We start from the raw sequence: 16,801 nt of genomic DNA, 5'->3' as shown, positions 1-16,801 counted from the left end.
TGTACAATCGCGCCAAAATCGCAGTTGTTTAATTGAATTATTTTATCACGCCTTAAAAGTGTGTTCTGAATTTAATTGTTACCGTAATTGCATATAAAAAATGAGACACACAACATGAAATGGTCACCGCACTTTATACTCCCTGCACTGCTATGCAGCGCGAGCAGTTTTGCCTACGGCGAAGCTATAACTGATAAAACTGAAGCATCACCGGCAATCGAAAAAATAACGGTTGAGGCATCGCCCACTGCAAACACATTACCTGTAGGTACATTTGACTCTCCAGTATCTAATTTAGAGTATGACCCACGTGTTGATTTACAATCACGTAATATGGCTGAAGCGCAAGCCGATGTGACTATACGCGGTGGTATTTTTGAAAATACCGGCTTTAGAGTTGGTAGTGCTACTTTACTTGACCCACAGTCTGGTCATTACTTTGCTGAAATTCCTATTGCACCGCAAATGCTTACCGGCCCTTATATTTTAACAGGCGCAGACAATGCACTTAATGGTGCTAATAGCTCTGTAGGCACTGTATCGTTTGGCTGGAAACCAATTAGCACGGGCGGCAGCGTATCGTTAGGTACTGGTACTAACGATTTTAACTTACAAAGCTTACATGCAGCTGTAAGTATGCCCCTTGAAGGCGCAAAGGATTGGAAGCTTGGTTTTGAAGGTGAGATTTCTCACTCACAAAGCGATGGCACTATTGATAACGGCGATCACGACTTTACGCGAGCATCGGGTCGCGTTCAATTAGCTGGCGCTGATTCTCAAACAGATTTGTTTTTTGGCTCACAAGATAAGTTTTTTGGTTGGCCAAATTTGTACACTCCATTTGGCGTTAACGAAACAGAAGAGCTAGAAACCCGCTTATTAATGCTAAACCATAAGCAAAATTATGCGCAGGATAGTAACTTTGAAGTGTCGGCTTATTACCGCACACACGACGATCATTATATTTACTCTCGCGAAAATCCAAGCGCTTTTGAAGCTTTTCACAAAAGTGAAGTTAAGTCGTTAGCGCTATCGGGGCATCATGCTCAAAGCGATGTATTTGCTGTAAATTATTCAGCACAGTTTATTGACGACTCAATTGAATCTACCACGCTTGAAAACAACTTTACCTCTCGTAAGTATTATAAATTAAGCGTATTGCCTGAATACAAAATGGCGCTTGAGGATAATAAACAACTTACATTTCGTTTAGGCGCTGCGTTTGACGATACAAATAGAGACGACTCTGAACTGTCACTTATTGGTGATATAACGCTTAATACACAAAACAGCAAAGGTTTTGAGCGCACGTTTTATTTATCGTACGCAGAGGCAAGCCAAGTAGCAGGCTATACCGCCATTGGCGGAAGTGATTCAGGCGGGTTATTTAGAAGTAATTACACCCTTGAGCGCGAAACGACTAAAAGCCTAGAGCTAGGTTTATTAGTTGATGAGCAAACTTGGCAACTTAATTCGGCTATTTTTTATCGCAAAGATGACAACTTAACCGATTGGACGTTTAATTTTGATTCAAGCTCTGCGCGCTTTGCAAACCCTGTAGATATAAATACGACGGGCATTGAGTTCTTAGCAACTAAACACTTTGAAACCACCGAAATTGTAGCGAGTTACACCTACCTTCATAAATCAGAAAATTACGGTGCGGCAGATATTGACGCTAGTTTTTACGCATTAAACTTCCCTGATCACCGCCTAACACTCGGCGCAGTGTGGAATCCTACTGATATATTGCAGTTTAGAATAGATAACGAGTGGCGCAAACAGCACGAAAATGCGCTGCGCGGTAGTGACGACGATGCTTTATTTACTCATTTAACGTTAAAAATTACGCCGCCAATGCTAAAAAACTTATTTATTACTTTAGCAGCAGATAACCTATGGGGTGAATCGTTTGAAGAGATACCTGGTACACCAGGGCGAGGTGAGCAATATACGTTAAGCGCAACGTATAGTTGGTAGAATTGAGCTATCACATTCAAAGACCTGTTTATTTAAAACAGGTCTTTGAATAAATATTTAGCAAAAAATAAACGGCATACTAAATATTAAGAGCTTTGATTACTCAGCTTATATTGAACCAGAACGACATTGTCTTTTTCTTAGCTCATTATCAATTTGTAAAGGGCGACTAAGCTCATCTGTAAGAACCTGCGAAACAACCGTACCGGTTTCAACTTCTTGTATCCAGATTGATATTTTATCCCCTTCCCTTTTTCTATTTAGCATGTAGCTTTTATCAGAATCTAAATTAACGTTAAAATTAACAAAAGCTTCTTTTTGACTATTTAAAACATCAGGATTTGAAACACTCGCCTTTACCCATAAATCATGCTCACCACTGATATACTGCTTTGGTTCAGCCCATTGTGTAGGTTTTTTGTTAAAGCACATCAAGTGGACATATTCTAGATCTACTCCCTGCTCTCTTTTAAAGTTTTCGAGTCTAAAGTGGTCTTCTTTAATATCGGTTTTAATGGGTAAGTTTGAACAACCTAATAAAGTCACACCTAATGTAAATGCTGTAAGTAAATTTTTCATTTTTCTTTCCTTTTAAAAATTAAGATTGAACGAAATCACCTATAAATGAGATTTATAAAAAGTATCTTACAATTTCCTATATTAGCAACAAAATTAAATATGTCTAATATTTCGCCATCAAATAAATTAACGACTGCTTTTAATAACCTTGTGAAGATTTTTATTAATAATATATTGTAAATAGATGTGTATTAAAAACGAGGATTAAGTTAGCTCTTCAAGCTCTGTAATAAGCGCTAAAGCTTGTGCATTTGTTGACCCGCACACATCAAGCGTGGCGCTAAAATCACTGCATACTTTAGGTCGGCTTGAATCACCAAATAACTTACATAAATTACGTTCGTCCAGCTGAATACAGCGCTCTCCGGCCTTTTTACCATTTGGCATACCTGGAATAGGCGAACTAATACTTGGCGCAATACAACATGCGCCGCAGCCTAGCCTGCAACTCATCGATTCGGTTTTCATAATATCCTCTGAATAAAACACACTTACTTTAATTCCTTTTTAGGAACGTAATTAGCCGCATGTTGAGTTGTAATGTACATATGTAATGCTTTGTTACATCTTAAAACGCCTTGTAAACACTTTATTGCGTATTATTGCTCTGTCACCACCAATTATGAAGGAATGCCTTGTGGCTACTACAAAACAAATAATACTCCCAATTGCTGTTTTAGCAGGCGGTATTGCTTTAGCTTTCGCCTTTATGGCAATGAAAAAACCACCCGAAGAAAAGCCAGAGCAAGATTTACGCCCTTTAGTTGCAACACAAAGCATACTTTTAGATTCTATAACGCTCGATGTTAAATCGTACGGCATTGTTAAACCAAAGGACCGTACCGAACTGATAGCACAAGTTAGTGGGCAAGTTATTTCGGTATCAGATCAATTTGTTGAAGGCGCGTTTGTAAAGCAAGGCGATATTTTAGCACGAATTGATGCAAATGATTACGAGGCAGACTTTATTGAAGCGCAAGCAGGTTTAGCACAAGCAAGCTCAGCACTTGAAATAGAACGCGCACAAGCACATGTAGCAAAAGCTGAATGGGAGCGTATTAAATCGGACTCAAGCGAAGCTATTGCCTCAGAACTTTATTTACGTAAACCACAACTGGCTGAAAAATTAGCGCGTTACCGCTCTGCTCAAGCAAGTGTTAAACGTGCTAGCCGAAATCTTGAACGTACTTATATTAAAGCCCCATACGATGCCATTATTAATGAACGCACAATTAGCTTGGGTTCAGTAGTAAACCCAGGTAATAGTTTTGGTGCATTGAGTGCAACCTCAGTTGCAGAGGTACGTTTGCCCGTTGCCGATCAAGAACTGCAATATTTAAAAAATGGCGGCGTAGGCTCAAATGTTACATTTAACGCAGAATACGCGGGTAAGCAAACAATGTGGCAAGCCAAAGTAATTCGCACCGAAGGTGTGGTTGATCAAACAAGCCGTATGAGCTATTTGGTTGCACAACTTGCAACACCTTATGGCGATAAAACACGCCCTCTTCGTTTTGGTTCATATATTAACGCTACCATTGAAGGTCGCCCGCTTGATAACGCAATTATTGTTGCGCATCATTTAGTTAAAGATAATAAAATTGTAATTTTAAATGACGATTTAACATTATCGTTTAAAACTCTCAATATTATACGCGAACAAAACGGCATGATTATAGCCAGCCAAGGGCTAAAAAATGGCGAGCAAATTGTTACCTCAGCGCTTGAGTATCCAACTGAAGGTATGGCAGTAAAAGTTGAAGATATTGCGCCTGATAAAACTGATGTAACTCAACTTGCGCTGAAAGAGGAATAATCATGAACACTCGTGAAACAGGGTTAATAGCATGGTTTGCCCGAAATCCCGTTGCTGCCAACCTACTAATGATATTTATATTAGTGGGCGGTATTTTAATGGCGATGACCATTCGCAAACAAATGTTCCCACAGTTTGAAAGTAACTGGATAAGCGTACAAGCGGTTTACCCAGGTGCCGCCCCGCAAGAAGTTGAAGAAGGCATAACCATAAAAGTTGAGGAAAACCTCGAAGGTATTGAAGGCATTAAACGCCTAATTACTTACTCTAACCGTGGTTTTTCACAAGCGTGGATTGAAATAGAAGAACAATACAATCCACAAGAAGTACTTGATGAAATTAAAGTACAAGTTGATTCAATAAACACCTTTCCTGCGGGAATGGAGCGCCCTGTTGTTCGCCGCGATAAATTTGAGCAAGAAGTAATGATACTCGCGCTTTATGGCGACATGAGTAACTACCAGTTAAAAGAGCTTGGCAACGATATTAAAGACGAGTTACAAGCACTGCCTCACGTAAATCTTGTTAATTTTAACGGCGGTTTAGAATACGAAATTGGTATAGAAGTTAGCCCCGATAAACTACGCGAGTACGGCTTAACATTTAGAGATATTGCAGGCGCTGTACAAAACTTTTCGGCCAATATGTCGGCGGGGCAAATACGCTCTGAAAACGGTTATATTTCGATGCGTGTTGAAAAACAAGCCTACCGTGGCTTTGAGTTTGAAAAACTCCCCCTTATTACCCTTGCTGATGGCGCACAAATTTATTTAGGCGATGTAGCAACCATTAACGATGGCTTTGAAGAAGGTCTACAATATTCTAAATATAATGGTAAAAACTCACTCTCGTTTGAAGTTAACGCATCAAAAGATCAAGATATTACCGATGTAGCAAAAGTACTTAAAAGCTACATGGCAGCTAAAGAGCCGCTTTTACCTGCAGGTGTTAAGCTATCTCCTATTGTTGATTTAACTTACTACCTTGAAGGTCGACTCGATATGATGGTCGATAACATGATTTGGGGTGGCTTGTTAGTAATGATAGTACTGGCACTATTTTTACCGCTACGCTTGGCATTTTGGGTAATGATGGGCTTACCGGTGTCTTTTCTAGGTGCCTTTTTGTTTATGCCCATTGGCTTTTTAGACGTAACAATTAACCTAGCCTCTCTTTTTGCCTTTATACTTGTGCTCGGGATTGTTGTTGATGACGCCATTGTTGTGGGCGAGTCAGCCAGTGCCGAAATAGAAAAATACGGCCATACACTTGATAACGTAGTACGCGGCGTAAAACGTGTTGCGATGCCAGCAACCTTTGGTGTACTAACAACTATTGCGGCATTTTTACCACAAACACTCGCAACCGGCCCTGGTGCTGCTTTTTCTAAGGCCATTGGTGGCGTTATTATTTTATGTTTGATTTTTTCACTCATTGAATCAAAACTTATTTTACCTGCACACATTGCAGCAATGAACCCGCGTAAACCAAACCCTAAAAACCTATTACATCGCTTACGTATGGTGATTGATAGTGGTTTAAAAGGCTTTGTGAATAACTACTACCTTCCTTTTGTTAGCCGCTGTATTCACTATCGCTATACCGTAATTGTTGGCTTTATGTGTTTGCTTATTGTAAGCGCAGGTATGTTTGCAGGTGGTTTAGTTAAGTTTGTACCAAACCCTAAAATACCGCACGACTTTCCGCGTATTGATATAGAAATGAACCTTGCCTCATCTGAGCAAGCAACGCTTGAAACTGCACGTAAAATAGAAAGCGTGTTGTTAAAGGTCGATCAGCAACTACAAGAGCAATACGGTAAACCGATGATCCGCGATTTATCGGTAAGCCTGCGCGGACGAACGCAAGCAAATATTATGGCCATTTTGGTAGAGCCTGACTTACGCCCTATCGACACCTTTGCCCTAAGTGCATTATGGCGCGAGCAAATGCCCGCTCTACCAGGCATTAAAACCATGACCATTCAAGACAGTATAATGAATGGCGGTCGAGATGATGGCGACGTTAGCTTTAAACTTGAAGGCAAAAATGCTGACGAGCTAAAAGAAGTGGCTGGTAAATTAAAAGCCAAATTACAAACAATGGAAGGCGTTGGCGACGTAAACGATTCAATGCAAAGCGCTACCGACGAAGTGCAACTTGATTTGAAACCACTCGCTTACAGCATGGGTTTAACGCTTGCTGATGTCGCATCGCAAGTTAGCTTTAGTTACTACGGCTTAGAAGCGCAGCGAATATTGCGTGAAGGCGAAGAAATTAAAGTCATGATCCGCTATCCAGAAGACGAACGTAACTCAATAAGTGACATAGCAAGTGTGCGTATTATTACGCCTACAGGCGCTGAAGTACCGCTAAGTGAAGTAGCCGAAGTTAAGCTGGTTGACGGTGTAAACCGTATTCGCCGCGAAAACTCTAAACGTACTGTAAACGTATGGGCTGCGGTAAATACCGACCAAGCCGAACCATTTGCAATTGCAGAAGAAATTCGTGATGAATACTTACCAACATTACTTAAAAGCTACCCTGGCGTTACAAGTGATGTAGCTGGGCGCATTCAAGAAGAGATGGATAGCGCTTCAGAGCAGCTTCGTGATTTTGGTATATCAATGATGATTATATTTGCCTTGTTAGCGATTCCACTTCGCTCTTACTCGCAGCCACTTATTATAATGTCGGTTATTCCGTTTGGTGTAGTTGGCGCCATGTTTGGGCATATGATTTTAGGCATGACCATGAGTAGCTTATCTATGTTTGGCATTATTGCTGTAGCGGGTGTGGTCGTAAATGACTCCCTCGTTATGGTTGATTTTGTAAACAAAGCCCGCGCTGAAGGTGTTTCGATTAAGGATGCTGTAATGCAAGCCGGTGCTCGTCGCTTTAGAGCAATATTACTCACCTCAATCACTACCTTTATTGGTGTAATGCCAATTATTTTTGAAACGAGTTTACAAGCTAAAATTGTTATCCCGATGGCTGTATCACTTGCTTTTGGTGTGTTATTTGCCACAGTAATCACACTGATACTTATACCGTGCCAGTACGTTGCACTAGAAGATGCTAAACGATTAGTACGTAAAATGCGTGGTAAGCCATCACTAGTAGATGCCCAACCAGCGCCTACAAATAGCTAAATCAAGTAATATCCCAACCAAAAAAGCTCGGCATATTATATGCCGAGCTTTTTATTTGAAATAACTATGAACCAAGTGTAAGTTATTATTTCGCATTCAAAAAAGACTTTATTAAGATGGCACAATGGCACGATGAGAAAACAAAAATCAAAGATATCTTTGATGCAATTAGAAATTTTGGATTAGTCGGTCTAATTTTTTATACATCTACAATTAGCTTTTTAAGAGCTAATTCATCTGAATCACTTAGCTACATCTACTTATCAATTAGCATTATTTTATTGTTGTTATCATTCTACTTATATTACTTGAATATTAGCTCTTTTTATAAAACAGTTAAAAGAGAATATAAAGCTAACAATGTAGGGCATCTATTCTATATTTTAATGCCAGCATTTATGCTTGTTTTAAGTATTCAAGTTTATATCCTAACTACTGTAGAAATTAAATTAAAAGATGGTAGAAACTTGAGTGAACTAACGATAAAGGACATATTAAATTTTGATAATAAAGAAATATCTTCAAGAGAATAAGTATTTGGGCTTTATTAATAATTCGATAAAAAGATAGAAATATTGCTCGTTTTTTATCCCTAATACGTTATGGTATTTAAATAATAAATAGACATAATAAAGTTAAGGAACAGCCATGAATACATCTCCCTCTGATCACATTCCTCAAGAAGCCTTTGATTGGTATGACGAATACGCCCACGGTTTAATGGACCGACGTACTTTTATGAAAAAACTCGGTGGCCTTGCTGCACTTGGCTTTTCGATGGCTGTACTTACATCAGCATTATTACCTAACTATGCACTTGCTGAACAAGTATCGTTTAATGACGATGATATTAAAGCAACATACGAAGAATTTGATTCGCCAGACGGGCACGGTAAAGGCAAAGGTTACTTAGCAACCCCTAAAAATGTAGAAGGTAAGCTCCCTGTTGTGCTTGTGATACACGAAAACCGTGGATTAAACCCATACGTAAAGGATGTAGCAAGACGCTTAGCGAAGGTAGGCTTTATTGCATTTGCACCCGATGCGCTATTTCCACTGGGTGGCTACCCTGGTAATGATGATGAAGGACGCGCTATGCAAAAAACCATGGATCGCGCTAAAATTCAAAACGATTTTGTAGCCGCAGCACACTTTTTAAAATCGCATGCTAACAGTAACGGTAAGTTAGGCGCTGTCGGTTTTTGTTTTGGTGGCTACATTGTTAATTATTTAGCGGCAGTAGATAGTAATTTAATCAGCGCCGGAGTGCCTTTTTACGGTACTCCCGCCAGCGAAAGTTTACGTAAAAACATTAAAGCACCATTAATGATTCAATTGGGCGAGCTGGATAAACGTGTAAACGCGTCGTGGCCACAGTACGAACAAGATTTAAAAGCTAATAATGTTGAATACACTATGCATATGTATAAAGGGGCAAATCATGGATTTCATAACGACTCGACAGGTCGATATGATAAAGACAATGCCGAGCTTGCATGGCAACGTACCGTTGAGTTTTTTAATAAAAAGCTAAGTTGATCTGATTGCGTATTAATCCTTTAATACGCTTTTATCAATAATTCCTTTATTGACCAACTGCTGCAAAATAGCTTGGGATTTTGCTCTGCATACATCACGTAGTAAACGCACCGCAGGGGTTATTGACTGCCTACTTGGGCAAATAAGCCAAAGTTCACCATTAACATGTTGATAATTTGGCATTACAGTAACCACTCTGTCATTGAGTAAATCGTCGGCCATATCAAGAGCCGACTTTACAGCTAAGCCCTTACCTGCAACGCACCAGCGCCTGACTAAATCGCCATCGTTTGAGGCGCGCCTGCCATCCATTTTAACTTTATATTTTGACTCACCATCACTGAATTCCCACGTATTATTTATAATATCCTGCAACTGATAAAACAAACCTTGATGCGACGCTAAATCATCGGGATGCACAGGGCTTCCATTTTGTAGCAGGTATTCTTCGCTAGCACACAACAAGCGCGGTACGTTACAAATTTTAAAACCATAAACGCTTGCATCATTAGGCGAGCCATAACGAAGTGCTATATCAACTGAATCGCGATAAAAGTCGATATTACTATCACTTATATGGGTTCTTAAACTTAATTTAGGGTAACTATCCATGAGTTCATCAATCCATGGGATCACCAAGTTACGTCCTAAATCAGATGAAAGTGCAACACGCAGCCTTCCTTCTATCTCGCCGTGTTCGCCTTTTAGATTTTGCTTTGCGAGTTCAAGCACTGCTAGAGCCTGTTCACATTGTGGTATGTAGCGCTCCCCAGCAGCCGACAACCTCAAATGACGTGTTGTACGAACAAACAGTTCGCTACCTAGCGCTGACTCCACGCGTTTAATAGCGGCGCTTGCTGTGGCTGTACGCATATCTAACTTAGCAGCTGCGAGCGTAATACTTCTAAACTCAGCTACTTTTAAAATAAGTTTTAAATCTTCTATGTTCATATTATCTATTTATATTTGATAATGATTCAACGATTATGCGGTTTATTTACATTAAAGCAAGGTCTACTATATATCCATCAGCTAGCCAAAGCATGGCTTGCATCTTATACGTAAACAAATTAGGACATTTATTATGAAAGCCATTGGTTATACACAATCACTTCCTGTTTCAAACCCTGAGTCGCTAATTGATGTTGAGCTACCACAGCCAATTGCAACAGGTCGCGATTTACTTATAAAAGTTAAGGCTATTGCTGTTAACCCTGCCGATTATAAAGTGCGCCTATATATGCCACCAACAAACGGTGAAGTAAAAGTAATTGGTTGGGATGCAGTTGGCGAAGTGGTTGCAACAGGTGAAGCTGTTACAGGCTTTAAACCAGGTGATGCGGTTTATTACGCAGGTGATATTACTCGCCCAGGTAGTAATGCAGAATTTCAATTAGTGGATGAGCGCATTGTAGGATTTAAACCGCAGAGCTTAACCGACGCCGAAGCAGCTGCATTACCCCTTACTGCAATCACAGCATACGAGTTATTATTTGAGCATTTAAACATTGTAAAACAAGCTGCTGATGCAACAACAAAATCAGACGAGGTTATTTTAGTAACAGGTGCCGCAGGCGGCGTTGGCTCTATTTTTATTCAACTTGCTAAAGCGATTACTGGCGCAACGGTGATTGCCACTGCATCGCGCGAAAGCTCTCAAGCATGGGTTAAAAAACTAGGCGCAGATTATGTCGTTGACCATACAAAACCATTACCTGCTCAAATTGACGCGTTAAACATTGGCTCGGTAACACATGTAGCAAGCCTGCATAGTACTGATACTTACTTTGAAGCGTATACAGAGGTACTTGCACCATTTGGTAAAATTGCAATGATTGACGATCCTGAGTCATTAGACGTTAGCAAATTAAAAATGAAGAGTTTATCTCTACATTGGGAATTTATGTTTGCCCGCTCAATGTTTAATGCCAAAGATTTAATTGAGCAAAGTAAGTTATTAAATCATGTTGCCGATTTGATTGACCAAGGCTACATTCAAACCACGATTGGTAAAAACTTAGGCACTATTAATGCGGCTAATTTACGTATTGCTCACGAAGAACTAGAAGCGGGTAAATCAATCGGTAAAATTGTACTTGAAGGCTTTTAAATACCATTTTTCATTATAAGGGAAGTTATGACTCAGCTTACTATAATCGCTAATATTTTTGCTAACACCGATAAAATAGACACGGTAAAAAGTGCACTTTTATTGCTTGTTGAACAAACACAAAAAGAGCCTGGGTGTGTTACATATACCTTGCATCAAAATAATCAAGATGATGCTCACTTTGTGTTTTATGAGAACTGGCAAAGTTATGAACTATGGCAACAACATATGGAAGCACAAAGCATCAAAAACTACTTAGCAAAAGTTGAAGGCTGCATTGCTTCTTTTACTATTAATGAACTAACCACTATTCGTTAAAAGTGGCGATTTTAATAAAAACACCAATTTAGATTGGTGTTTTTTATTGGCTATTTTTATTATCTATTATTATTTGATAAAGATTCAATTATTACGCTGTTTATTGCTTTTTAATATCCGCTTATTATTCACTCAAGTAATAAAGCTGCTCATAAATGAGCAAGTGATTTATACCACTTCAAATTCAGATAAATACTGCGAGTAGCAAAAAATGAAAAAATTTAAAAGTACTTTAGCCATAGCAACGCTTTCACTAGTAGCAAGCGCCTTAACAAATGCTAACGCCTTAGAAGTCGGCCCACTTGAAACCGTCACTACGTTTACTAAATATCGCGGTGCAGGTATTACAATTACACCTGCAGGCAGGATGCTAGTAAGTATGCATCCGCTAGATAACCCAAAAACACGCGTTGTTGAAATTATGGCTAATGGCGTACAGCAACCATTTCCAACTATCGATTGGGCAGACGGCCCAGAAATTGGCGAGGTAGGCCTTGCGGCAGTTATCGGCATTCACAGCGACAGTAAAGGCGTTGTGTGGATTTTAGATATGGGGAGCGAAAAAGTAACCCCTAAACTTATAGCTTGGGATAGCGTAAATAACAGCTTAGTAAACACAATAAAACTAAATAAATCGGCGGTACTTGCTAATTCATTCTTACAAGACTTTGTAATTGATGAACTTAATAACAAAATTTACATAGCTGATATGTCATTTGGTAATTTTATGGGCGCAACCAAGCCCGCCTTTATTGTGGTTAATTTAAACACAGGTGAGTCTACTCGCGTACTCGAAGGCAGTGCCACACTAATGCCACAGGAGCGCGATATAATTATTGAAGCCTCACCAGTTGCATCTAAATCACCTGCAGGAAAAACCACTAATCTTCGCTTTGGTTTAAACCCAATAACGATTGATGACAATAACGAATGGGTTTACTTTGGCTCATTTACTGGCACTAAGGTTTACCGTATCCCAGCAAAAGTATTGGCTAATAACAGTTACTCCGACACTAAAAAAGCACAGAATATTGAAGTGTTTGGCCCTAAAAATCCAAGCGATGGCATGACCTACGCTCCTGGCGGCGGCATTTTGGTAACCGACCTTGAAAACAATGCGATTGGCTTAACCACTAAAGGCCACTACGAAATAATTGTTCAAGATAAACGATTATCATGGCCTGACAGTCTAGCAGTAAGCAATGGTTGGATTTATGTAACACAAGATCAACTCCACCAGCACCCTGCATTTAGCCAAGGCTTTGGTAATGCAAAGCCGCCTTACGTATTAACGCGTTTTCGCTTTAATCAAAAATAATTAATTATTTTTATAAGCCAGCCATACGGGCTGGCTTTATAGGATTTAACGTATGTTATTAGATACACCAATTTGTGATTTTGGCTGGCAAGCCCCTAGCTTCACACTAAAAAACCCATTAGGTGAGTCGTTTTCATTAGCCGATAATCTGGGTGAAAATGGCTTACTTATTATGTTTATTTGTAACCACTGCCCTTATGTTCAACGTATAGCCAATCGCTTGAGCCAAGACACCGCGACACTTATTAGTGAAGGCATTAATGTATTAGCTATCATGTCAAACGACTACCAATATGTAGCAGAAGACTCTCCTGCCAATATGGAAAAATTTGCTAAACAACATGGCTTTTTATTTCCCTATTTGGTTGATGAAGACCAGCGCGTAGGCAAAACCTATGGCGCGGTATGCACACCTGACTTTTTTGGTTTTAACAAGCATGGGCAACTGCAATACCGTGGCCGCTTAGACGATACAAAAATGAATGGCACCACACATCGTACCCCTGAGTTAGTTAATGCAATGCGCCAAATTGCCGCAACAGGCAAAGGCCCTCAGCAGCAAACACCTAGCATGGGCTGCTCTATTAAATGGAGTAATACATTATGAGTACACCACATTTAAAATTAGGTGTAACCGATTTATCATTTCATCGAGTTACCGCTTCAATTATCAGCCATGTTTTAACTGATATGGGCTTTAGCGTTGAGCGTATTTACGCGCCGCATCAAGATAACTTTAAAAATTTAAAATCAGGTGAGATAGACCTACTCGCTTCTGCGTGGCTTCCGTCAAGCCACGGTATTTATAAAGCTGATGTGGAGCTGGTTATGCCACTTATTGAACTTGGCTTACATTACCAGCCTTATGCTCACTGGGGCGTACCCGATTACATACCAGAGCATGCCGTAAGCCAAATTAGCGACTTACTGAAACCTGATGTCCTTGGTAAAATGCAAAAAACGATTCAGGGCATAAATGCCGGTGCTGGCATTACGCGCTTTTCAATTAACATGATGAAAGAGTACGGGTTATCTCAAGCTGGCTATGAATTTTTAACTGGCACAGAAGATGATTGCTTTAGCGCTTTTGAAAACGCCGTTGCAACTCACACATGGTGCGTAGTTCCCCTTTGGAAACCTCAATTTTTACACCATAAACATAAAATACGTGAACTTGCCGATCCACAAGGTTTACTTGGCAGCGTTGATAGAGCAGTTTTATTGCTGCGTGATGATAAACAAGCGCTCTTTAGTCAAGCTCAATTAGACACACTTGATAAATTACACTTTTCAAACGACATAATTGCCGCACTTGATTATAAAGTTAGCAAAGAGCGACAAGTACTTGATGACGTAACGCGCCAGTGGCTCAACCAGTAAGTAATTAAATAGTTATACGGGCTTTGTTTTTAATAAAACGGCTCAATATAGTAAACATCGGTCAAACAGACCACTTAACGGAGAAACAAATGACTCACCCAATTATTAGTGATTTAGAAAAACGTTACACAACTAAACGTTATACAACCAAGCGTATTGTTCAAGATGACCTAGACGTAGTTTTTGAAGCTATGCGTCTTTCTCCTTCATCTATTAACTCACAACCTTGGAAATTTATCGTTATTGAGTCTGACGAAGCAAAAGAGCGTATGCATAATACCTTTGCTAATAAGTTTCAATTTAATCAGCCTCATATTAAAACAGCGTCGCACGTTATTTTATTTGCTCACAACCCTAAATATACACGCGAAGATTACGCACAAATCATTGATGCCGACATTAAAAATGGTCGTACAAAAGCAGAAAACCGCGAACAGGCTTTTGGTGCATTTGCCTTTGTTGATATGAATACCGATGAGCAAGGTAACAATGCAACATGGACTAAAGCACAAACTTACATTGCGCTAGGTAACACCATGCATGCAGCAGCACGTTTAGGTATTGATTCAACCCCAATGGAAGGCGTAGACGCTGAACTTATTGGTGAAATCTTTGAAAAAGAGCTGGATGGCTATATTTGTGATGTAGCTTTAGTGCTTGGCTACCATGATGACTCTGAAGATTATAACGCCAAACTGCCTAAATCACGTTTAGCAAAAGAGCAAATAATCCAAGTTCTATAAGCTTTTTTAAAGCTGTGAAGGCTAACAAACGTTAGCATTCACAAAATCAAAATAAACTAAGCCACTTATATTTAAAGTGGCTTTTTGTTGCCTAATTTTTTTTGAAACAAAAAAAGACCAGTAACAAAGTCACTGGCCTGAAACGCTATACGAATGGAGTCGCACTATTTATAAAAATGGGCTTATTACTTCAATAAAGGAACGCCTGAATCTAGTGCTTCATTATTCATCCACACATTTAATTGCTGCGGCCATGTAATTGTAGGTTCACAATACAAGCCTCTTAGAATAGAAAAATAAATGGCACTATCAAACAACGAAATATTACTTTTTCCGTCTTCAATATTAAGCAGCTTTTCGCTACCGATTAAAAATGCGTTTACTTGAGAAACAATGTCACTTGTCGATGCTAATAGTTGGACAAAATTAAGATCAATTGTTTGCTTTTTATCTTCCCAAGCCACCCGGCTAGACTCAGTCTTAAATTCACTTAGACTAAGCAACGGCCAGCGAGGATAACCAATTTGTTGTAGCGGTAAAAAAGCACTGCTTTGCCATTGAAGACTATTTTTTGATGGCTCCATTGGTTCATCAACATTTTTTTGTTGTAAAAAACAGCGAATAATATCATTACTTTCAGCCATTATTGAGCCGTCGTCTTTTTCAAGAATAGGTACCATTTTTTTACCAATTAAGTTTGTTGGTGTTTCAATGTCATCATAATCAATAATAACTTCTTCAAGCTTAATATTGAGTTTTCCTGCTATATAGCTCACACGCGCACAAAATGGACAATGTGAGTAAGTATATAATTTCATGGTATATGCCAAGGGTCAGTAATAAGGTATGTGTAATATAGCGAACTATTGAGTAGCGAAAAACGCGCTAATGATTGAAACATTATCATGATTTAATTGATAATCCCCAGTAAATACCACACACACTAGCTCAGTCGTTATTCAACTTTAAGTCGCATAAAAAAACACGCTGCTAAGCGTGTTTAATAAAGTAAGTATTTAGCTTTGGTAATAGTGCTTAGCGCCCTATTACTCCCTCAGTTAAAGGTTTAAATCTGAATATATAATAAGGGGCTTTGTTTTCTGCCTTTCCATTGTTGAGTTGTGCTGATAACGGTAACTGCGCTGCACCTGTGTACATGTAACCCTCAGGGCCAATACTTACACCATCAGGCCATATCATCTCTTTATCATAGGTGTAATCGCGGTACTGGCGCGTTTTAGCATCTATAACGCCGACCGTACGTTCACCAACAATGGTTAAGTACAGGTTATTGTCTGCATCTATGCTCAAACCACCGTTTACTGGTTTTTGTGCGTATTGCTCTACGCGCTCACCTATTTGTTTATCGGTTAATTGTTCATTGGCGATATCGGCCATTTTAATACGGTAAACGTACTTTTTATTAAGTGGAGCAAAGTAAAGCCAGTGTTGTGCGTTATCAAGCACAATGCCATCGGCACCAATAAAGGCATCAAGTTGCTTTTGTTCACTCGTACCTTTATCTATTATTATTGGCATTGAGTAATCGGGTAAAGCACTATCGTGCCCTTGCAGCACACGGCGACTCGCTCCTGTTTGTGTATTAACCACAATCAGTGCTGCTTCCTTGCCATTTCCGCCATCGGCAATACCTTCGTCTGCAATGACTAATGTATGGTATTTGCTAGAAATAGCTAAGTCATTAAGTTGCGATTGTGGCAAAGAGATAGGGCTTGGTAAGTAAATAATTTTATTTAACTTATTGCTTATCGCATCCCACGCTATCAACTTTGGTGTTGTACGCGGCAGTGCTTGACCAGAGTCTAATATCCACACATTACCAGTATCGTCGGCTCTTACACCGAG

The 16,801-nt window shown here is 39.5% G+C and carries 16 protein-coding genes; 11 read left to right on the top strand and 5 right to left on the bottom strand.

Annotation, left to right across the window (positions count from 1 at the left end; all coding sequences use genetic code 11):
- Positions 1 to 114: 114 nt before the first annotated feature.
- Positions 115 to 1,980 carry a TonB-dependent siderophore receptor gene (locus P20429_RS13410; RefSeq protein WP_007581897.1) on the top strand — a complete coding sequence of 622 codons (1,866 nt, stop codon included), beginning with the start codon at positions 115 to 117 and terminating at the stop codon, positions 1,978 to 1,980.
- 108 nt (positions 1,981 to 2,088) lie between these two features.
- Here the strand turns inward: P20429_RS13410 and P20429_RS13415 are convergent, their stop codons facing one another.
- Together P20429_RS13415 and P20429_RS13420 are read right to left on the bottom strand one after the other, a co-directional pair.
- Entirely contained in the window at positions 2,089 to 2,559 is a 471-nt protein-coding gene (locus P20429_RS13415; protein ID WP_007581896.1) for a hypothetical protein, read from the bottom strand.
- A 204-nt stretch (positions 2,560 to 2,763) separates the two neighbouring features.
- Positions 2,764 to 3,027 (bottom strand): YkgJ family cysteine cluster protein, encoded by a 264-nt coding sequence (locus tag P20429_RS13420; RefSeq protein WP_007581895.1) that lies wholly within the window; start codon positions 3,025 to 3,027, stop codon positions 2,764 to 2,766.
- Positions 3,028 to 3,196: 169 nt separating this feature from the next.
- Here P20429_RS13420 and P20429_RS13425 point away from each other — a divergent pair, with 169 nt between their 5' ends.
- The 4 genes from P20429_RS13425 to P20429_RS13440 all read left to right on the top strand — a co-directional run bounded on the left by P20429_RS13425 (position 3,197) and on the right by P20429_RS13440 (position 9,066).
- On the top strand, positions 3,197 to 4,375 hold the full coding sequence (locus tag P20429_RS13425) for an efflux RND transporter periplasmic adaptor subunit (protein WP_007581894.1): 1,179 nt from the start codon (positions 3,197 to 3,199) through the stop codon (positions 4,373 to 4,375).
- A 2-nt stretch (positions 4,376 to 4,377) separates the two neighbouring features.
- Positions 4,378 to 7,527, top strand: coding sequence for an efflux RND transporter permease subunit (locus tag P20429_RS13430; RefSeq protein WP_007581893.1), 3,150 nt, complete (start codon positions 4,378 to 4,380; stop codon positions 7,525 to 7,527).
- Between the two features lie 116 nt (positions 7,528 to 7,643).
- Positions 7,644 to 8,060: a hypothetical protein gene (locus tag P20429_RS13435; RefSeq protein ID WP_007581892.1), complete on the top strand. Its 417-nt coding sequence runs from the start codon at positions 7,644 to 7,646 to the stop codon at positions 8,058 to 8,060.
- 115 nt (positions 8,061 to 8,175) lie between these two features.
- Positions 8,176 to 9,066, top strand: a complete 891-nt coding sequence (locus P20429_RS13440) for a dienelactone hydrolase family protein (RefSeq protein WP_007581891.1) — start codon at positions 8,176 to 8,178, stop codon at positions 9,064 to 9,066.
- Between the two features lie 12 nt (positions 9,067 to 9,078).
- Here the strand turns inward: P20429_RS13440 and P20429_RS13445 are convergent, their stop codons facing one another.
- Positions 9,079 to 10,017 carry a LysR family transcriptional regulator gene (locus tag P20429_RS13445; protein ID WP_007581890.1) on the bottom strand — a complete coding sequence of 313 codons (939 nt, stop codon included), beginning with the start codon at positions 10,015 to 10,017 and terminating at the stop codon, positions 9,079 to 9,081.
- Between the two features lie 133 nt (positions 10,018 to 10,150).
- Between P20429_RS13445 and P20429_RS13450 the strand changes: the two genes are divergently transcribed.
- From P20429_RS13450 to P20429_RS13475, 6 genes are all read left to right on the top strand, one after another.
- Entirely contained in the window at positions 10,151 to 11,176 is a 1,026-nt protein-coding gene (locus P20429_RS13450; protein ID WP_007581889.1) for a zinc-binding alcohol dehydrogenase family protein, read from the top strand.
- A 27-nt stretch (positions 11,177 to 11,203) separates the two neighbouring features.
- Entirely contained in the window at positions 11,204 to 11,494 is a 291-nt protein-coding gene (locus P20429_RS13455) for a putative quinol monooxygenase (RefSeq protein ID WP_007581888.1), read from the top strand.
- Between the two features lie 211 nt (positions 11,495 to 11,705).
- Positions 11,706 to 12,812, top strand: a complete 1,107-nt coding sequence (locus P20429_RS13460) for an L-dopachrome tautomerase-related protein (protein ID WP_007581887.1) — start codon at positions 11,706 to 11,708, stop codon at positions 12,810 to 12,812.
- A 52-nt stretch (positions 12,813 to 12,864) separates the two neighbouring features.
- A complete protein-coding gene (locus P20429_RS13465) occupies positions 12,865 to 13,419 on the top strand; it encodes a thioredoxin family protein (RefSeq protein ID WP_007581886.1) in 555 nt (184 codons plus the stop codon).
- Positions 13,416 to 14,192 carry a glycine betaine ABC transporter substrate-binding protein gene (locus P20429_RS13470; protein ID WP_007581885.1) on the top strand — a complete coding sequence of 259 codons (777 nt, stop codon included), beginning with the start codon at positions 13,416 to 13,418 and terminating at the stop codon, positions 14,190 to 14,192. Before P20429_RS13465 ends, P20429_RS13470 begins: the two co-directional genes overlap by 4 nt.
- Before the next feature lie 89 nt (positions 14,193 to 14,281).
- Positions 14,282 to 14,935, top strand: a complete 654-nt coding sequence (locus P20429_RS13475) for a nitroreductase family protein (protein ID WP_007581884.1) — start codon at positions 14,282 to 14,284, stop codon at positions 14,933 to 14,935.
- Positions 14,936 to 15,120: 185 nt separating this feature from the next.
- Here P20429_RS13475 and grxB read toward each other — a convergent pair whose 3' ends face one another.
- Together grxB and P20429_RS19315 are read right to left on the bottom strand one after the other, a co-directional pair.
- Positions 15,121 to 15,753, bottom strand: a complete 633-nt coding sequence (gene grxB / locus P20429_RS13480; RefSeq protein WP_007581883.1) for a glutaredoxin 2 — start codon at positions 15,751 to 15,753, stop codon at positions 15,121 to 15,123.
- 217 nt (positions 15,754 to 15,970) lie between these two features.
- The coding region (locus P20429_RS19315) for an L-dopachrome tautomerase-related protein (RefSeq protein WP_033026505.1) at positions 15,971 to 16,801 on the bottom strand (831 nt) is incomplete at its 5' end.

Origin of the sequence: Pseudoalteromonas sp. BSi20429 (assembly GCF_000238895.1) — a bacterium.
GTDB lineage: Bacteria > Pseudomonadota > Gammaproteobacteria > Enterobacterales > Alteromonadaceae > Pseudoalteromonas > Pseudoalteromonas arctica.
Note: the sequence above shows the minus strand (reverse complement) of the source record. Positions and strands in the feature narration are given on the sequence as shown.